Annotated in this window: 19 protein-coding genes; 6 read left to right on the plus strand and 13 right to left on the minus strand. The window is 70.9% G+C overall.

Annotated elements, in window-relative coordinates:
• Positions 1 to 37 precede the first annotated feature (37 nt).
• From ACFQU4_RS14685 to ACFQU4_RS14695, 3 genes are all read left to right on the plus strand, one after another.
• The gene (locus ACFQU4_RS14685; protein ID WP_377493044.1) at positions 38 to 514 is read left to right on the plus strand and encodes a hypothetical protein; all 477 of its coding nucleotides are present in this window, start codon (positions 38 to 40) and stop codon (positions 512 to 514) included.
• Between the two features lie 462 nt (positions 515 to 976).
• Positions 977 to 1,171: a PspC domain-containing protein gene (locus tag ACFQU4_RS14690; RefSeq protein ID WP_377493046.1), complete on the plus strand. Its 195-nt coding sequence runs from the start codon at positions 977 to 979 to the stop codon at positions 1,169 to 1,171.
• A 116-nt stretch (positions 1,172 to 1,287) separates the two neighbouring features.
• On the plus strand, positions 1,288 to 1,530 hold the full coding sequence (locus ACFQU4_RS14695) for a transcriptional regulator (RefSeq protein WP_377493048.1): 243 nt from the start codon (positions 1,288 to 1,290) through the stop codon (positions 1,528 to 1,530).
• Positions 1,531 to 1,534: 4 nt separating this feature from the next.
• Here ACFQU4_RS14695 and ACFQU4_RS14700 read toward each other — a convergent pair whose 3' ends face one another.
• The 4 genes from ACFQU4_RS14700 to ACFQU4_RS14715 form a co-directional block, all read right to left on the minus strand.
• Entirely contained in the window at positions 1,535 to 2,509 is a 975-nt protein-coding gene (locus tag ACFQU4_RS14700; protein ID WP_377493050.1) for an ATP-binding cassette domain-containing protein, read from the minus strand.
• Between the two features lie 3 nt (positions 2,510 to 2,512).
• Positions 2,513 to 3,322, minus strand: a complete 810-nt coding sequence (locus ACFQU4_RS14705) for an ABC transporter permease (protein ID WP_377493052.1) — start codon at positions 3,320 to 3,322, stop codon at positions 2,513 to 2,515.
• Positions 3,315 to 4,052: an ABC transporter permease gene (locus ACFQU4_RS14710; protein WP_377493054.1), complete on the minus strand. Its 738-nt coding sequence runs from the start codon at positions 4,050 to 4,052 to the stop codon at positions 3,315 to 3,317. The genes ACFQU4_RS14705 and ACFQU4_RS14710 overlap by 8 nt, the downstream gene beginning before the upstream one ends.
• Before the next feature lie 143 nt (positions 4,053 to 4,195).
• Positions 4,196 to 4,960, minus strand: a complete 765-nt coding sequence (locus ACFQU4_RS14715) for a helix-turn-helix domain-containing protein (protein ID WP_377493056.1) — start codon at positions 4,958 to 4,960, stop codon at positions 4,196 to 4,198.
• Between the two features lie 55 nt (positions 4,961 to 5,015).
• On the opposite strand from ACFQU4_RS14715, the gene ACFQU4_RS14720 reads away from it, so the two are divergent.
• Both ACFQU4_RS14720 and ACFQU4_RS14725 read left to right on the plus strand, forming a co-directional pair.
• Entirely contained in the window at positions 5,016 to 6,761 is a 1,746-nt protein-coding gene (locus tag ACFQU4_RS14720; RefSeq protein WP_377493057.1) for a hypothetical protein, read from the plus strand.
• The gene (locus ACFQU4_RS14725; protein WP_377493059.1) at positions 6,758 to 8,149 is read left to right on the plus strand and encodes an arylsulfatase; all 1,392 of its coding nucleotides are present in this window, start codon (positions 6,758 to 6,760) and stop codon (positions 8,147 to 8,149) included. The genes ACFQU4_RS14720 and ACFQU4_RS14725 overlap by 4 nt, the downstream gene beginning before the upstream one ends.
• Here the strand turns inward: ACFQU4_RS14725 and ACFQU4_RS14730 are convergent.
• The 5 genes from ACFQU4_RS14730 to purD all read right to left on the minus strand — a co-directional run bounded on the left by ACFQU4_RS14730 (position 8,140) and on the right by purD (position 12,490).
• Entirely contained in the window at positions 8,140 to 8,667 is a 528-nt protein-coding gene (locus ACFQU4_RS14730; RefSeq protein ID WP_377493061.1) for an SRPBCC domain-containing protein, read from the minus strand. The genes ACFQU4_RS14725 and ACFQU4_RS14730 overlap by 10 nt on opposite strands.
• Positions 8,664 to 8,966 (minus strand): ArsR/SmtB family transcription factor, encoded by a 303-nt coding sequence (locus ACFQU4_RS14735; protein ID WP_377493063.1) that lies wholly within the window; start codon positions 8,964 to 8,966, stop codon positions 8,664 to 8,666. Before ACFQU4_RS14735 ends, ACFQU4_RS14730 begins: the two co-directional genes overlap by 4 nt.
• Before the next feature lie 158 nt (positions 8,967 to 9,124).
• The gene (locus tag ACFQU4_RS14740; protein ID WP_377493065.1) at positions 9,125 to 9,727 is read right to left on the minus strand and encodes a hypothetical protein; all 603 of its coding nucleotides are present in this window, start codon (positions 9,725 to 9,727) and stop codon (positions 9,125 to 9,127) included.
• A gap of 7 nt (positions 9,728 to 9,734) precedes the next feature.
• Positions 9,735 to 11,168: an adenylosuccinate lyase gene (purB, locus tag ACFQU4_RS14745; RefSeq protein WP_377493067.1), complete on the minus strand. Its 1,434-nt coding sequence runs from the start codon at positions 11,166 to 11,168 to the stop codon at positions 9,735 to 9,737.
• 2 nt (positions 11,169 to 11,170) lie between these two features.
• A complete protein-coding gene (purD, locus tag ACFQU4_RS14750) occupies positions 11,171 to 12,490 on the minus strand; it encodes a phosphoribosylamine--glycine ligase (protein WP_377493069.1) in 1,320 nt (439 codons plus the stop codon).
• Between the two features lie 66 nt (positions 12,491 to 12,556).
• Between purD and ACFQU4_RS14755 the strand changes: the two genes are divergently transcribed.
• Entirely contained in the window at positions 12,557 to 12,982 is a 426-nt protein-coding gene (locus tag ACFQU4_RS14755; RefSeq protein WP_377493071.1) for a PPOX class F420-dependent oxidoreductase, read from the plus strand.
• On the opposite strand, the gene ACFQU4_RS14760 is transcribed toward ACFQU4_RS14755, so the two are convergent.
• The 4 genes from ACFQU4_RS14760 to ACFQU4_RS14775 are packed head-to-tail and all read right to left on the minus strand — an operon-like array spanning position 12,979 to position 16,748.
• Positions 12,979 to 14,004 (minus strand): Lrp/AsnC family transcriptional regulator, encoded by a 1,026-nt coding sequence (locus tag ACFQU4_RS14760; protein WP_377493073.1) that lies wholly within the window; start codon positions 14,002 to 14,004, stop codon positions 12,979 to 12,981. The genes ACFQU4_RS14755 and ACFQU4_RS14760 overlap by 4 nt on opposite strands.
• Before the next feature lie 8 nt (positions 14,005 to 14,012).
• Positions 14,013 to 14,924, minus strand: a complete 912-nt coding sequence (locus tag ACFQU4_RS14765) for an alpha/beta fold hydrolase (RefSeq protein ID WP_377493075.1) — start codon at positions 14,922 to 14,924, stop codon at positions 14,013 to 14,015.
• A gap of 10 nt (positions 14,925 to 14,934) precedes the next feature.
• Entirely contained in the window at positions 14,935 to 15,798 is an 864-nt protein-coding gene (locus tag ACFQU4_RS14770; protein WP_377493077.1) for an ABC transporter permease, read from the minus strand.
• Positions 15,795 to 16,748: an ABC transporter permease gene (locus ACFQU4_RS14775; protein ID WP_377493079.1), complete on the minus strand. Its 954-nt coding sequence runs from the start codon at positions 16,746 to 16,748 to the stop codon at positions 15,795 to 15,797. Before ACFQU4_RS14775 ends, ACFQU4_RS14770 begins: the two co-directional genes overlap by 4 nt.

Genomic DNA, 16,748 nt, shown 5'->3' on the forward strand with positions numbered 1-16,748 from the left:
CGACGCTTCGGCCGCCCGGCGGCTCGCGGAGGTCGGTGTGGACGGTGCGGCGGCCCTGGCCCTGGCACCCGAGGCGGGTTCGGGCGGAGCGGCCCGGCGGCTCGGCGCCTGGTCCGCGTGCCGCGAGGGCGTGGCGGCCGACCGGGCCGGCACGGCGGAACGGGACGCCCGCGGCGACTCGGCGGAACGACCGGGCTCCGCGGCCCGGCCGGGCTGGACCGGACGCGAGGGATCGAGGCCCGTCGACCGTCCCGGGGTCACCGAACGGCCCGGTTCCGCCGGCCGGGGCGGCGCGGCGGAACGGGTCGGAGCCGCGGGGTGGCTCGGCGCGGCCGGTCGTCCCGGCTGGTCGGCGTACCCACGCGAGGGCGGTGCCGCGGCACGACCGGGTTCGGAGCGGCGACTGCCGACGGCCGGATCGACGGGACCGGAGCGTCGCGCGCCCGGTGCCGGATCCGCGGGACTCATCGGGGGTTCGCCGGTGTCGTCGGCCGATCTCGGCGGCCGCGCGTAGTGCTGTGCTGGTGTCTGGGGTACCGCCGCCCGCCCTGCCACCGCTCGGCGCGCGGGATCGCGCGCTGGCTCGGATACCGGGGCCGATTCCCGTACCGGAAGGGTTGTCGGCGCAGCCTTATCCGCGTCGTCAACAACCGCTCGGCGCGGATGAACCACGTTCGCCTACCTCGTCCGGAGAAAGGTACATCGCAGCAACCCCCGAAGCCGCCCAGGTTCAGGCCAAGGGTTAGCGGAGAAGGTGAGTAACCACGGCCTTGAGGGCTAACCTACAGCGCTCAGCAGCGCCCCGAGGACAGGGTTGCCGAACGTGTCCACATCCGGGGACGGCCGACCTCTCGGGGTCTCACCCATCGGGTCCCTGAGCGGCTCCCGGAGGATGCCTGCACAACGGCCTTCAGGTGGGTACGGATACGGCAGAGTGGGTTCAACGAAGGAACCCGATCCAGTCCAGGAGGACACCATGGCTAGCCTCGCCCGACCGCGCACCGACCGGATGATCGCGGGGGTGTGCTCGGCCATCGGCCGCCGGTTCGGCATCTCCGCCAACGTGGTCCGCATCATCTTCGTCCTGTCGATGCTGCTGCCCGGACCGCAGATCCTCATCTACATCGGCGGCTGGCTGTTGATCCCGGAAGAGGGCTCGACCCGGTTGTGAACCGGGTCACCCTGCGGAACCCGGCCCGGTCATCGAGACGTTGCACCCGATACCGGCCGGCACTGTCAGACGTCAGGTGTTCAGTAGCGGCCAGAGTCGTGAAGGAGACAAGAATCATGAAGGAGATCACTCTTCCCACACCCACCGCGGCCGATTACCTGGCCGAGGAAATCCAGGCTCGCGGCTGGGGGGTCGCCGGGTTTGCCGCCCGATCGGGGATCGCACTCGAACTGTTGAAGGACATCCTGAGCGGTGCCACTTCGATCAATCTGCAGACTGCACGCCGGCTCGCCATCGCGACCGGCACCACCATCTGGACCTGGCTCCGGGTCGGCGAGGACGACTTCGCCTTCGCCTGATCCGTCAGGACGCGACCTGACCGTGGTAGAGAGTGCGGACGATCTCCTCGATCGCCGGCTCCTCCAGGGTCAGGTCGACCACCTCGGCCTGGGCCGAGACCTCGGCCAGCACGCGCGCCGCCGTCGTCTGATCCGGCGAGAATGCGAGCCGCTGCCGCTGGCCGTCCAGCTCCGTCCCGATCGTCTCCGCGCTCGCCACCGCCAGCGGTGCGTGGGCAGCCGTGAGATCGACCACCAGCACTCGTTGTAACGCGACCCGTTCGGCCAGGCCGTTCAGGGTTCCGTCGTACGCGAGCCGCCCGTGGTCCACCACCAGCACCCGCTCGCAGAGCCGCTCGATGTCGCCCATGTCGTGGGTGGTCAGCAGCAGCGTCGTACCCTGCTGGGCCCGCTCGGCCTGGAGGAAGTTGCGCAGCCGCTCCTTGCTGATCATGTCCAGGCCGATCGTCGGCTCGTCGAGCACCAGCAGCCGCGGCCGGTGCACCAGCGCGGCGGCCACCTCACCGCGCATCCGTTCGCCGAGCGACAGCTGCCGGACCGGGGTGTCGAGGAGGTCCCCGAGCGCCAGGTCGGCGATCAGCTGGTCGATCCGCGGCCGCGCGTCCTCGGCCCGGATCCGGTGGATCGCGGCCAGGATCCGGAACGACTCCCGCAGCGGCAGGTCCCACCAGAGCTGGCTGCGCTGGCCGAACACGACGCCGATCTCGCGGGCCAGCCGGCGCCGGTTGGCCACCGGCTCCATCCCGCAGGTCCGGACCCGGCCCGCGGACGGCACCAGGATCCCGGTGATCATCTTGATCGTGGTGGACTTGCCGGCCCCGTTGGCGCCGATGTAGCCGCACGCCTCGCCCGGCTGGATGGTGACGCTGATCCCGTCGACGGCGTGCACCTCACGCTTGGCCCGGCGCAGCAGGCCGGCCTTGGTCCGGACCACGAAGGTCCGGCGCAGGTCGGTGAACTCGATGATCGGTTCGGTCACGGTTTAACCTCCGGCTCCGGTGAACTTGCGGACTCCCGACCGCCAGGCGAACGCCGCCAGCAGCCAGGCCCAGATCGCGAACAGCGGGGCGAACCAGCCGAGCCAGCTCGGCAGCAGCGCCGGCCCGGGTTCGCCCATGATCAACAACGCCGGCAGGTAGGCGGTCACGGTGGCCGGGATGACGAACGTGAACAGCACCCGGACCGGCAGCAGCAGCACGCTGCCCGGCAGCTGGCCGGCGTAGCCGCCGCCGTAGACGAACGCGTTGGTGAACTCGGCCCCGTCGATCACGTAGAACTGGATCCCGCCGGCCAGGGTGAACATGGCACCGTAGATCGCGGCGCCGGTGATCGGCGTGATGATCAACAGATAGAGCGTGCTCGGTGTCATCGGCAGCCCCAGGGCGACCCAGGCGATCACCAGGATGACCAGGCCGACCAGGGCCCGGCCGAGCCGGCGCAGCTGGAGGTCGGACGTGATCATCTGGGTGATCAACGGCATCGGCCGGACCAGGAAGGATTCCAGCCGGCCCATCCGCAGGTACTGCGGGATCGAGTCGAGCTGGCCGAAGATCATGTCGGCGATCGAGAAGCCGAGGTTGGCCAGCGCGAACACCAGCGCCGCCTGGGCCAGGCTGAGCCCGCCGAGCTGCGGCACGTTGGCCAGCAGGACATAGATCTCGGCGAACTCGACGATCCCGACCAAGATCGAATTGAAGGTCTCGACGGTGAAGCTCAGCCGGTACGAGGCCTGGGCCCGGATCCGCGAGCCGATCACCGTCCGGTACGAGTCGATCACGGACAACTCAGCCACCTTGCACCACCAATCGTCGCGACGCCCGGTGCTGCACCAGCCGGGCCAGGGCGAAGGTCCCGGCCAGCCATGCCGCCTGGACGCCGATCACCTGCAGCGCAGCGAAGCCGGAGGCGCGACCGGAGAACACGTCGATCGGGAACTGCAGGATGGATGGGAACGGCGTCGCGTACGCGATCGTCCGGAGCCAGTCCGGGAACAGGTGGACCGGGACGAACAGCCCACAGAAGAAGCTGCTGACCACCACCGAGACGCCGACCAGACCACGGATGTCGATCACCCAGAAGGCGGCCAGGTTGATCAAGAACTTGAGGGTGAAGCTGATCGAGACGGCCAGCACCATGCTGACCACTCCGATCAGGTACGACAGCGGAGTCGGCGGCAGCGCGACGCCCATCACCAGCGCGCCGATCAGGAACGGCGGCAGCCCGCGGGCCGGCAGCGTGAAGGCAGCGCGGCCGAGATCCCTGGCCCACCAGGAGAAGTAGAGGTCCACCGGACGCGCCAGGTCGACGGCGATGTCGCCGTTCTTGACCCGGTCGGCGATCTCCGACCAGCCCCAGATGGCCACCGAGGCGAGCAGCGCCTGCCCCAGCCAGACATAGCTGGACGCCTGCTCCCTGGTGTAGCCACCAAGATCACCACCGGCACTGTCCACCGCACCCAACAGCACGCTGGCCCGGATGAATCCGAAGACCGAGTTGGTGAACACGCCGGCAACGACCGCCATCCGGTAGCTGCTGAACCTCCGGAACTCCGCTCGGGCGAGTTCTGCGAAGGTATGCACAATCGCGGAACTCTAGGAAGCCCCCGGCCGGGCGGTCAACGGGGCAAGGTGTGTCGGCGGTCCCGTGCGGCGTGTCGTTGCGGTGATCAGCGGAGCCGGGCACGCAGCTCCCGCGGGCCGCAGCCGAAGTGCTGCCGGACGGCCTTGTTGAACGCCTGCAGGTCCGGCATGCCGAGCTGGCCGGCGATCACCGCGATCGGCATGTCGGTGGCCAGCAACTGCTGCGCCTGCTGCATCCGGCGCCGGCGGATGTAGCCGACGATCGAGTCGCCCTGCGCCTGCCGGAACAGCGCCAGCAGGTGGCCGTGCGAGTAGCCGGTCGACGCGACCAGGTCCCGGACCGAGAGCCGGGTGTGCAGGTTGGCCTCGATCCGCTCGACCAGCGTCGCGATCACGTCCGGCGGCCCGGCCGGCCGGTAGGCGTCGCCGATCAGGAACAGCAGGTCCCAGAGGGCGATCTCGGCCCGGTCGCGATCCTCGGCGAAGCAGCGGGTCACCACGGCGAACCGGTCCCGTACCCCGGCCGCCAGGTCGCCCGGGTCGAACGCCATCGGCACCCGCGGCGCGTCCGGTGGCGGCGCCGGGCAGCGGAAGTGCGCCACGTAGTGGCTGCTCGCCCGGGTGTGCCGGTAGTCCTTCGGAACCCCCGGTTCCATGATCATCACCGTGCCGGGCCGGAGCTGCACCTGATGCCCGTTGAGGATCGCCCGAGCCGGATAGTTCACCTGAAGCAGACTCCACAGGTCGGGCAGCCGGTACTGGTGCCGGCCCGGCCGGATCGCCATCAGACCGGCAAAGGCGAGCCGCGGCCGGGTTCCGGTCGGCAGCGGCGTATCTGAATTCGCTACCACAAATCATGACTCTAACCAATGGTCCGCGGAGCCGGTCCCTGATCGACTGGTGATCATGAACGATGGATCGCTGCCCCGGCGTCGGCTGCTCGCCGGCGGCCTGGCCGGGCTGTCCGTACTGACCGTGCCGGCGGCCGGCTGCGCCCCCGGCGAACCGACCGGCGGCAGCGGCGCCGAGGGACCGACCGGCAGCCCGGTGGACCTCGGACCCGAGACGGCCGGGATCGACTATCCGGACCCGTACACCGGCCCGCGGGCGCGCACCGTGGAGCCGTTCGGTGACCCGACGGCGCCGTTCCGGGTGGTGGTCCGGCAGGACGCCGAGGTGGTCGGTGACTGGGCCCGGAACGGCTTCACCCGCTGGCTGGAGCAGCGCACCGGCGTCAAGATCGACTTCCAGACGGTGCTGGTCACCGGCTCCGACGGCTCGACCGACCTGACCAAGATCAACGCGATCCTCGCCTCCGGCGATTTGCCGGACGCCTTCCTCGGCATCCCGCTGACCGACGACCAGATCTCGCTGTACGGCCAGCAGGGCGCACTCACTCGGCTCGACCCGTACCTGGAGACCCAGGCCCCGCAGCTGAAGCAGGCGATGACCGACTACCCGGACCTGCGCACCCTGAGCAAGGCCACCGACGGCGGGATCTACCAGTTCCGCGGCCTCAACGACTGCTTCCAGTGCCGCGCCGCGACCGGACGTTCCTACATCAACCAGGCCTACCTGGAGCGGGTCGGCGCCGAGGTGCCGACCGACCTGGACCAGTTCGCCGAGGTGCTCCGGTTGTTCCGGGATCGGGACCCGAGCGGGACCGGCGGCATGATCCCGTTCGGTGCCGGCGTGAACCAGCCGATCGACGGCTTCGTGATGAACGCCTTCCTCTACAACCCCGGCGGTACGCCGAGCGGCGGCTGGCTGGCCCTGGACGGCGATCGGGTCGCGTTCCAGGCGACCAAGCCGGAGTGGCGGGCCGGCCTGCGTTACCTGCGGTCGCTGGCCGACGAGAAGTTGATCACTCCCGAGGCGTTCACCATGACCGACGACGCGATGCGTCGGGTCGGCAACCAGGGCCGGTTCGGCGCCGTCCGCGCGTTCGCCTGGATCACCTTCGTCGACGTCACCCCGGGCCGGGAGGGCCGCTGGACGGACTACGTCGCGCTGCCGCCGCTGGCCGGCCCGGACGGGGTCCGCTACGCGGCCTGGGACCACTACTCGGGCATCCGCGACGCGGCCGGCCTGGTGATCACCAGCGCCTGCCGCAGCCCGGAGACCCTGGTCCGGTGGGCCGACGCGCAGTTGGAGCTGGAGGCGACCCTGCGCGCGTACGGCGGCACTCCGGGCGAGAACTGGGACTGGGCGAAGCCGGCCGATCGTGGCATCGACGGGCGGCAGGCGATCTGGGACCTGAAGGAGTTCCCGCCGCCGGCCGGGCAGTCCTGGAGCCAGAACTCGGTGATGTACCGCTCCAACGACTTCCGGCTCAGCCAGCGGGACGACCCGACCCGGCCCACCCTCGCCGGCCGGCTCTACCGGGACGCGCTGACGTACCAGAAATTCCAACAGCCCAAGGAACATCAGCTGCCACCGCTGATCTTCGACGAGGCCGACGCGGCTCGCCGGGCCGATCTTGGGGCCGCCCTGGCTGCCGCGGTTCGGACCGCGACGGCGGAGTTCTCGCTGGGCCGGCGGCGGGTCGACGACGAGGCCGACTGGCAGGCCTACCTTGATCAACTCGCCGGCATCGGCGTCCAGGACTACGTCGACCTGCACCAGCGGGCGTACGAGACGAGGCCGCGATGACCGCCCGGCGCAACGTGGTGATCATCCTGGCCGACGACCTCGGCTGGGCCGACACCGGCTGCTACGGCGCGGCCGCGATCCCGACCCCCAACATCGATGCCCTGGCCGGCCGCGGGGTGCGGTTCACCGACGCGCATGCGGCGTCGGCGGTCTGCACGCCGAGCCGGTACGCACTGCTGACCGGCCGGTATCCGTGGCGGAGCCGGATCAAGCACGGCGTGCTCGGCGGCCTGGACGCGCCGCTGCTCGATCCCGGCCCGCCGACCCTGGCCGATGCGTTCGGCGGCCTCGGCTATCGGACCGGGATGTTCGGCAAGTGGCATCTCGGGCTCGGCTGGCACCGGCGGCCGGACCGCGAGCCGATCCCGGCCGGCGCTCCCGATCCCGGTTACGACGTCGACTACGCCGCCGGGTTCGACGACGGCCCGACCCGGCGCGGCTTCGACCGGTTCTTCGGCATCTCGGCCTCGCTCGACATGCCGCCGTACTGCTTCCTCGACCAGGACCGCACCGTCGAGCTCCCGACCGAGGACAAGGACGTACGGGAAACCGGGCAGCGGCCCGGTCTCACCGTCCCCGGCTGGCGGGACGACCGGGTCGACCTGACCGTCGTCGACGAGGCGGCCCGCTGGATCGGCTCCGCGGCGGCCGCGGGCGACCCGTTCCTCGCCGTGGTCGCCACCCTGTCGCCGCACCGGCCGTGCGTTCCGCCGGCCGAGTTCCAGGGCGCGACAGGGCTCGGCCGGCGGGCCGACGCGGTCGTCTTCCTCGATCACCTGGTCGGCCGGATCCTCGGCGCGCTCGGCCCGGCCCGGGACGACACGATCGTCGTCTTCACCAGCGACAACGGTGCCCCGGTCTGCTATCCCGACGACGGCGACACCTTCCGGCACCGGCCGAACGGCCCCTGGCGAGGCCAGAAGGCGGACATCTGGGAGGCCGGTCACCGGGTCCCGCTGATCATCGACGGGCCGGGCCTCGCGACCGCCGAGTCGCACCGGACGGTGTCGCTGCTCGACCTGTATCCGACGCTGCTGCGGACCGCCGCCGGGACCGCGGCGCCGACACCGGTGGACGGCGTCTCCTTCGCGGGCCTGCTCGGTGCCGCCGAGCCGGAGCCGGCCGAGCGGCTGCTCGGGATGCAGGCGCTCAACGGCATGCTGGCGCTCCGCCGAGGGCCCGGCAAGGCGATCCTCGGTACGGGTTCCGGCGGCTTCACCGAGCTGCGCGGCGGGGCCGACTGGCGGCTGGACCGGGGCCAGTTCTATGACCTGGACCGGGACCCCGGCGAGCAGTTCAACGACTGGCGCCGGCAGCGCGAGCAGGCGGCGCACTGGTATCGCGAGTTCGCCGCGGCGACCGGATTCACGGCCGCCGATCAGCCCTGACCGGCGCCCTCGGCGTTGGCCTTGAGCGCAGCGGCGAAGGCGCGGCCCGGGGCCGGGTCGACGCCGAAGGCCGCGGCGTACCGCTCGTGGGCCTCCGCCCAGGCCTGGTGCGCGACCTCCTCCGAGACCGGCTGGCCGGCCAGGTGCGGCTCCAGCCGGGACAGGTAGGTGTGCCAACCGGTCGCGGTCTGCGCCAGCGGCATCCCGTCGCCGACCACGTGGATGAAGACGAGCCGGGTGCCGTCACCTTCGGCAGTCAGGTCGAAGCTGTGCACCTGGCCGGCGTAGGTCCAGGCCAGCCGGTGCGGCGGGTCGACCTCCGTGACCTCGCCGACCGCGCCACCGGCCTCGAAGGTCTCGCCGACCGCCGGCGTCCAGTCGGCCGCGGCCGGGAACCAGTTCACCAGCTCGGCCGGGATGCTGACCGCCCGCCAGACCCGCTCCACCGAGTGCGGCAGCACCCGCTCGAAGCGCAGGGCCGGGCGGCCGTCGATCGTTTCCAGGGTTCCGTCGGTCATGGGTTCTCCTCAAGGTGTTGTTCCAGGGCGTCGAGACGACTCGACCAGTACGCGCGGTACGGCTCCAGCCAGCGATCGACCTCGGCCAACGGCTCCGGCCGCAGCGCATAGAGCCGCTGCTTCCCCTCCGCCCGTACGACGACGAGTCCGGCCTCCCGCAGCACCTTGAGGTGCTTGGACACGCCCGGCTGGCTGAGATCGAGCCGCTGCACCAGGTCCCCCGCAGCCCGCTCCCCGTCACGCAGCAGATCCAGAATCTGCCGGCGATGCGGCTCGGCCAGGGCGGCGTACGCGCTCATGCAGAACATATTACCGATCGGAAATATGAAGTCAAGCGAACCATCGGGCGTCTCTGTTCGACACTGAGTGGACGCTTATGGCAGGTCTGGGCGCGGATGGCTGCCTTTTGCGTCCACTCGATGAAGTGCGGCGAGCCCTACTCGATTCGGCGAGGAAGTCAGCTGGTCGCGGCCGCGGACCGCCGGAACAGTTCCACGAGCAGGTTGGCGTAGCCGAGGGCGTCGTCGATGGCACGGTGGGTGTGCGGCACGTCGCCGAACCAGGCCGGCGGCAGCGTCTCCGGGCCGGCGTCGGCGACCGGCAGTCCCGTCACCGCCGCCGCATAACTGCGCAGGCAGAGGCCGGGGCCGTCGAAGAGCCGCTCCGACTCGTACGGCCCCTGGGCGAGGCCGTACCTGGTGTAGCGGCGCAGGTAGTAGTCGAACCAGGTGCCGTCGAACGCGATCGGGCAGGCAGCGAACATCCGCCGGCCGGGCAGCTGGGCGACCCAGGCCGTGAAGTCGGCCAGCACCTCGGCAACCGGCCTCGGGTCGGTGGTCGCGGCCGCCCACGCTTCGCCCTGGGTCTGGAACCAGGCCAGCGTGTCCGGGTTCGGTGCCGCACCGGGCAGGGGTTCCAGCACCGCCTCGAAGACTCCGTGCCGCTCGCCGGACGCCGTGACGGCGACGGAGGCGAAGGATCGCATCGAGTTCGGACCGGGCCACGGCCCGTCGGTCTCGATGTCGGTGACGATGTAGGTCCAGTCGTCGGCCGTGATCATGGACCGGTCAGAGGGTGGGGCCGGGGGTGTAGCCGGCGGCTTCGGGGTGGGTTTCGGTGATCTCGGCGATCCGGGCAGCGAGGGCCTGGACCTGCTGCGGGGCCACGCCGGCCAGGTCGAGCGGGTCGGCGACCAGGGCTTCCAGGTCGGCCCGGGTCAGGCCGAGCCGCGGGTCGGCGGCGAGCCTGTCGTAAAGATCATTCCCGGGGCTGCCGGACTGGCGTTGATCAAGGGCGACGGCGACCGCGTGTTCCTTGATCGCCTCATGCGCGGCCTCCCGGCCGACACCCTTCCGGACCGCGGCCATCAAGATCTTGGTGGTGGTCAGGTACGGCAGGTAGCGGCGCAGCTCGGCGTCGATCACGGCCGGGTAGGCGCCGAAGTCGTCCAGCACGGTGAGGAAGGTCTCGAACAGCCCGTCCAGCGCGTAGAAGGCGTCCGGCAGAGCGACCCGGCGGACCACGGAGCAGGAGACGTCGCCCTCGTTCCACTGATCACCGGCCAGCTCGCCGATCATGGAGACGTAGCCGCGGATGATCACCGACAGCCCGTTCACCCGCTCGCAGGAACGGGTGTTCATCTTGTGCGGCATCGCGCTGGAGCCGACCTGGCCGGGTCGGAAGCCCTCGGTGACCAGTTCGTGCCCGGCCATCAGGCGGATGCTGGTGGCCACGTTGGACGGGGCGGCGGCGGCCTGGGCCAGCGCGGTGACCACCTCGTAGTCCAGCGAGCGCGGGTAGACCTGGCCGGTGCTGGTCAGCACCGCGTCGAAGCCGAGGTGCGCGGCGACCCGCTGCTCCAGCTGGGCCAGCTTGGCAGCGTCCCCACCGAGCAGGTCGAGCATGTCCTGGCCGGTGCCGACCGGGCCCTTGATCCCGCGCAGCGGATAGCGGGTGATCAACTCCTCGATCCGCCGGTAGGCGATGATCAACTCGTCGGCGGCGGTGGCGAACCGCTTGCCCAGCGTGGTGATCTGGGCCGCGACGTTGTGCGACCGGCCGGCCATCGCCAGCTCCCCGTACTCGACGGCGAGGCGACCCAGCCGGGCCAGCACGGCGACGATCCGGTCCCGGACCAACCGCAGCGAATCCAGCTGCTGCAGCTGCTCCACGTTCTCGGTGAGGTCCCGGCTGGTCATGCCCTTGTGGACGTGCTCGAAGCCGGCCAGGTCGCTGAACTCCTCGATCCGGGCCTTGACGTCGTGCCGGGTGACCCGCTCCCGCTCCGCGATCGAGGCGAGATCAACGTGCTCGACGACCTTGGTGTACGCGTCGATGACGGTCGCCGGGTCGTCGCCGCCGAAGTCGACCCCGAGATCACGCTGGGCGGCGAGCACGGCCAGCCAGAGCCGGCGCTCGGCGATGATCTTCTGCTCCGGCGACCAGATCGCGCGCATCGCCTCCGACGCATAGCGCGAAGCCAGCACATTCGGCACCACCATGATCAACTCCCTACTCTGTTCAGCAAAGGGGGGCGACCCCCTTTGGATCCCCCGCTCCGCTCCGCGGACGGACCTGGCTGATTGTCGGCGGCCGCCGCTGCAGCCCCGATGTCACGCCGATAGAAGGATCCGTCCAGGCCGATCCGCTCGATCCCCCGGTACGCCAGCTCCCGCGCCGACCCGAGATCGGCGCCGGTGCCGACCACGGCCAGCACCCGGCCGCCGGAGCTGACCAGCCGACCTTGATCATCGAGCGCGGTACCGGCGTGCACCGCGTGCACGCCGTCCGGAAGTTCGGGGATGGACAGCGGATCGAGGCTGCGCGGCGCCTCCGGATAACCCTGGCTGGCCAGCACCACCGTCACGGCGGCGCCGTCGGCCCACTCCAGTTCGGGCTGCCCGGCCAGCTCGCCGGCGGCCGCGGCGGCCAGCAGCGTGGCCAGCGGCGTCCGCAGCAGCGGCAGCAGGGCCTGAGTCTCCGGGTCGCCGAACCGGGCGTTGAACTCGACCACCCGGGTGCCGCGGCCGGTCAGCGCCAGGCCGGCGTAGAGCAGGCCGACGAACGGCGTGCCGCGCCGGCGCAGCTCGTCCACGGTCGGCTGCAGCACCGCGGCCAGTACGTCGGCGACAAGATCATCGGGCGCCCACGGCAGCGGCGTGTAGGCGCCCATCCCGCCGGTGTTAGGGCCCGCGTCGTCGTCGTACGCCCGCTTGAAGTCCTGGGCCGGGCGCAGTGGTCGTACCTCGGTGCCGTCACAGATCGCGAACAGGCTCACCTCGGGCCCGTCCAGGAACTCCTCGATCACCACCGGCGCGCAGCGCAGCGCGTGTTCCAGCGCGAGCGACCGGTCGTCGGTCACCACGACGCCCTTGCCCGCGGCCAGCCCGTCGTCCTTGACCACGTAGGTCGGGCCGAACTCGTCCAGCGCGGCCTCGATCTCGGCCTGGGTGGAGCAGTTCCGGGATGCCGCGGTCGGCACCCCGGCCGCGGCCATGATCTCCTTGGCGAACGCCTTGCTGCCCTCGATCCGGGCGGCCGCGCCGGAGGGACCGAAGACGGCGATCCCGGCCTCCCGGACCGCGTCGGCGACGCCGGCCACCAGGGGCGCCTCGGGCCCCACCACGACCAGGTCGGCCGCGAGCCGGACGGCCAGCGCGGCGACGGCCGGTCCGTCCAGCTGATCGACCGGGTGCAGGGTCGCGATCTCGGCGATCCCCGGGTTGCCGGGGGCGACGTGGACCTCGTCCACCGCCGGATCTGCTGCGATCGCGAGGGCGAGCGCGTGCTCGCGCCCGCCGGAACCGATGATCAGGACGCGCATGCGGTCAGCCTAGTGGTGCGGTCCGGCGCGGGAATAACCGGCGGCGGACCGGGCTTGCAGCCTGACGTGACCGATTTCGACCCCCGCGACCTGCTCGCGGCGAGCAGCCTCGGCGTGCTGGCGACGATCAAGTCCGACGGACTGCCGCAACTGTCGCCGGTGACGCCCTTCTACGACCGGGAGAACGAGACGATCCTGGTCTCGATCACCGAGGGCCGCGCCAAGACCGCGAACCTGCGCCGGGACCCGCGGGCCGCCCTGGAGGTGACCAGCGCCGACGGCGGTTCCTGGGCCACCGCCGAGGGCCCGGCCACCCTGATCGGACCGGGCACCGACCCGGCCGGCCCCGAGGTGGAGGCGCTGGTCGACTACTACCGCAAGGCGGGTGGCGAGCATCCGGACTGGGACGAGTACCGGTCGGTGATGGTGTCCGACCGTCGGGTGCTGCTGGTGCTGAAGGTCGACCACGTGTACGGCGCCAAGCTCCGCTAGGAGATCCCCGGCAGACCGCGGGCGCCGACCTGGGTACGCCACCACGGCGTCTCGACGAAGCCGCGCTTCGGATTGAGCAGCTCCATGCTCGCCTCCCAGCCCTCGACGCCCTCGAGGTGGGACAGCGTCTCGGTGATGAACCGGTAGAGCTCCTCATTGCTGCCCGCGATCACCTCGCAGAACAACGAGTTCTGGTCCAGCGTCGCGGACAGATAGCGCACCGACGAATGCGGGACCAGCCCGTCCACGACCCCGTCCAGGTAGCCCGGCCGGACCTTGACGATGATCAAGGTCTCCGCGCCCATCCCGAGCGCCGCGGCCGGCACCAGGGTGATCACGTCCACGCAGCGGTTCTGCCGCATCCGCTCGAACCTGCGGCGGACACTGCTCTCGTTCATCCCCAGCTCGGCGCCGATCGCCTTGAAGGTGGTCCGGCCGTCCTGCTTCAGCGCCGCCAGGATCTGCCAGTCGACGTCGTCGAAGTGGTCCGGGGCGCACTCGGCCGGCGTACTGGCCGGCGGTTCGCCCGGTTCGGAGGCCAGCCGCTCGGTGAGCAACTGCCGGCTCCAGTCATGGCCCACCTTGTAGACGTGCAGCAGCAGGTCGCTGCGCCAGCGCTCGATCCCGTCGATCGACTGCAGCGGCGAGATCAGGTCCGGGTAGTGCGAGGCGCCGCCGCGGACCATGATCTCGGCGACGATGTCGTACTTGCCGGTGACCAGGGACAGGAACCGTACGTCCGGCCGGGAGACCAGGGCCCGGGCGACCTCGAGCTGGGTCCCCGGGGTGCAGTTGATCCGGACCACGAACATGTCGACCTGGCCGAAGCTGCTCGGCGTCGGCAGCACGGTGATCTTGACGACGCCGTCGGTGATCAGCTGCTGGCCGCGCCGGGTGACGGTGGCCACCGACGACCCGATGATCTCCGCGATCGAGGTCCAGCTGGCCCGCCCGTTCTGCTGCAGGGCGACGATGATCCGCCGGTCGAGCTCGGTGAGATCGTCGATGACACGAAGATCCACGGGTGCGGTCAGCGCGTCGTAGACGTGGAGATCCCCGGATACACCTCGGCCAGGAAGTCCCGCACCGTCCTCGTCCATGCGTCCGCCTCCTCGATCTGTGGCGAGTGCCCCGACCGCTCGAAGATCGCCAGCCGCGAGTCGGGGATCAATCCGCCAATCGTTTCGCTGCAGGATACGGGGGTGATCCAGTCGGTGCGGCCGACCGTGATCAACGTCGGCGCGGTGATCCCCGGCAGCTGCGGCTTCAGGTCGTAGTTCGGCAGGTTGGTCGAGAACGCGTAGTTGTGCGCCTGATAGCGGTACGGGGTCGCAGCGACCTTCCGCTCCACCGAGGCCGGATCGTAGTGGAAGTCGTACAGCGGAAGGATCTCCCGCCAGCAGTCGCGAAGATCATCGTCGTCGGCGACCTGGCCGGCATCGATCCGGTCGAACTTGGCGATGTCCACCTTGACCCGGTCGGAGGCGAGCGCGTTGCGCCGGGCCAGCTCCGCGTGCGCGTTGTCCGGTGCGGTGTCGCGGAGCACCAGGGCGGCGACCCGGTCCGGGTAGCGGATCGCGTACTCCATCGCCATGAAGCCGCCGTACGAGCCGCCGGCCATGCAGATCCGGTCCGCGCCGATCCACTCCCGCAGCGCGTCGAGGTCGGCGGCCCACTGCTCGTGGCTGAAGGTGCCGTTTCCTTCGCTCTGGCCGGAGCCGCGGGCGTCGAAGACGACCACCCGGTACGCATCCGCGAGCCGGCCGAAGCTGGCCTTCGGCTCCGCCCGGGAGCCGAGCCCCGGCGCGCCGTGGTGCGTGATGATCACCGGCGCGCCCTCGGGCCCGAGCACCTCGACGGCGAGCCGGTTGCCGTTGATCATGATCATGTCGGCGTCGCCGTCGGCGCGGGCGAACTCGGCGGTGGTATCGGTTCCGGACATCGGCGGCTCCTCAGCGTTTCCGTGATCTTGGGTTGCGGGCATCGTTGTACGCGATCGAGAGGCAGGTCGCCGACAGCACCAGGAGCAGGATCGCCGCCGACGGGAACAGCGTGAGCCACCAGGAGCTGGACATCGCGCCGGACTGCTGGGCCTCGTAGAGGATCCTGCCCCAGGACCAGGTGTTCGGGTCACCGAGGCCGAGGAAGGCCAGGCCAGCCGCGGAGAGCACGGCCCGGGACGCGGTCACCACGACCGAGACGACGATCACCGGCGTCACCGCGGGCAGCACGTGCCGCCCGATGATCCAGACCGGCGAGGTGGTCATCAGCCGCGCCGCGTCGACGTACGGCAGCCCGACCACGGTCAGCGCTTGGGACCGGACGATCCGGGTCACCTCCGGCCAGGAGAACGCCGCGACGACCGCGATGATCGTGCCGGTGCTGGGCCCGACCAGGGCCGCGGTCAAGATCATCAGGGGCAGCACGGGCAGCGACAGCACCAGGTCGACCAGCACGCTGATGATCTTGTCCAGCCAGCGCAGGTAGGCGCCCACCACGGCCAGCAGGGTGCCGATGACGATCGCGATCGCCGAGGCGGCGAAGGCGACGAGCAGGCTCTGCCGGCTGCCCCAGACCACCGACGCGTAGACGTCCCGGCCCAGGGCGTCGGTGCCGAACCAGTAGTCGGCGCCGGGCGGCCGCAGCACGTCGACGCCGTAGCTCGCCGGGTACGGGGCGAGCAGCGGAGCGGCCGCCGCGACCAGGATCAGCACGATCAGGATGGCACCGGCGAAGACGCCGAGCGGTTCCCGCCGGAAGGCGTGCCAGGTGGCCGAACGCGGGCTCTCCACGGCGGGCGTGGTCACGGCGGTCATGTCTGCACCCGCGGGTCGAGGAAGCCGTAGACCAGGTCGGTGATCATGTTCGCCGCGACCACGGTCAGCGCGAGCAGCAGGAACGCGCCCTGCAGCACGGCGTAGTCGAGCTGGGTCACCGCCTCGTAGATCACCCGGCCGATGCCCGGGTAGGCGAACACGGTCTCGGTCAGCACCGCGCCGCCGACCAGGAAGCCGAGCTGGAGCCCGATCAGGGTGGTCGCCGGCAGCAGTGCGTTGCGCAGCGCGTGCTTCCAGAGCACCCGGGCCGGCGACAGCCCGTTCGCCCGGGCCAGCGTCACGTAGTCCTCGCCGAGCGCCTCGATCAGCGTCGAGCGCATCGTCAGTACGTACGAGCCGAGCTGGATCAACATCAGCGACACCGCCGGCAGGATCAGGTGCCGCAGCACGTTGCCGTACCAGGCGGTGCCGTAGACCCCGGTGTCGTAGGCGCCGCCGATCGGCAGCCAGCCCAGCCGGAGCCCGAACAGGAACAGCAGCAGCACCGCGAGACTCGGCACGAAGATCGACTGGCCGGTGACGCCGAAGATCTGCACCGCCCGGTCCAGCAGCCCGCCGCGCCGGGACGCGGCGAGCACGCCGAGCGGGATGCCGATCACCACGGTCAGCACCAGCGCGGTGCCGGCCAGCAGCAGCGTCCACGGCAACCGGGCCAGCAGCACGTCGGCGACCGGGATCTGTTGTGTGAAAGAGATCCCGAGGTTGCCCTGGAGCAACTGGCCGAGGTAGAGGCCGTACTGGACCGGCAGCGGCTGGTCCAGCCCGTAGGAGGCGAGGATCGCCGCCCGGGTCTCGGCCGTCATGTTCGTGCTGGCCAGCGCCAGGGCCGGATCGCCCGGCAGCAGGCGCAGCATCAGGAACGTCACGGTCACGGCGAACCAGACCGTGAGCACGCCGCGACCGAGCCGGGCCAGCACGAACCTCAGCAC

The sequence above is a fragment of the Microlunatus sp. GCM10028923 genome, assembly GCF_042666975.1.
In the GTDB taxonomy this organism is placed as follows: Bacteria; Actinomycetota; Actinomycetes; order Propionibacteriales; family Propionibacteriaceae; genus Microlunatus.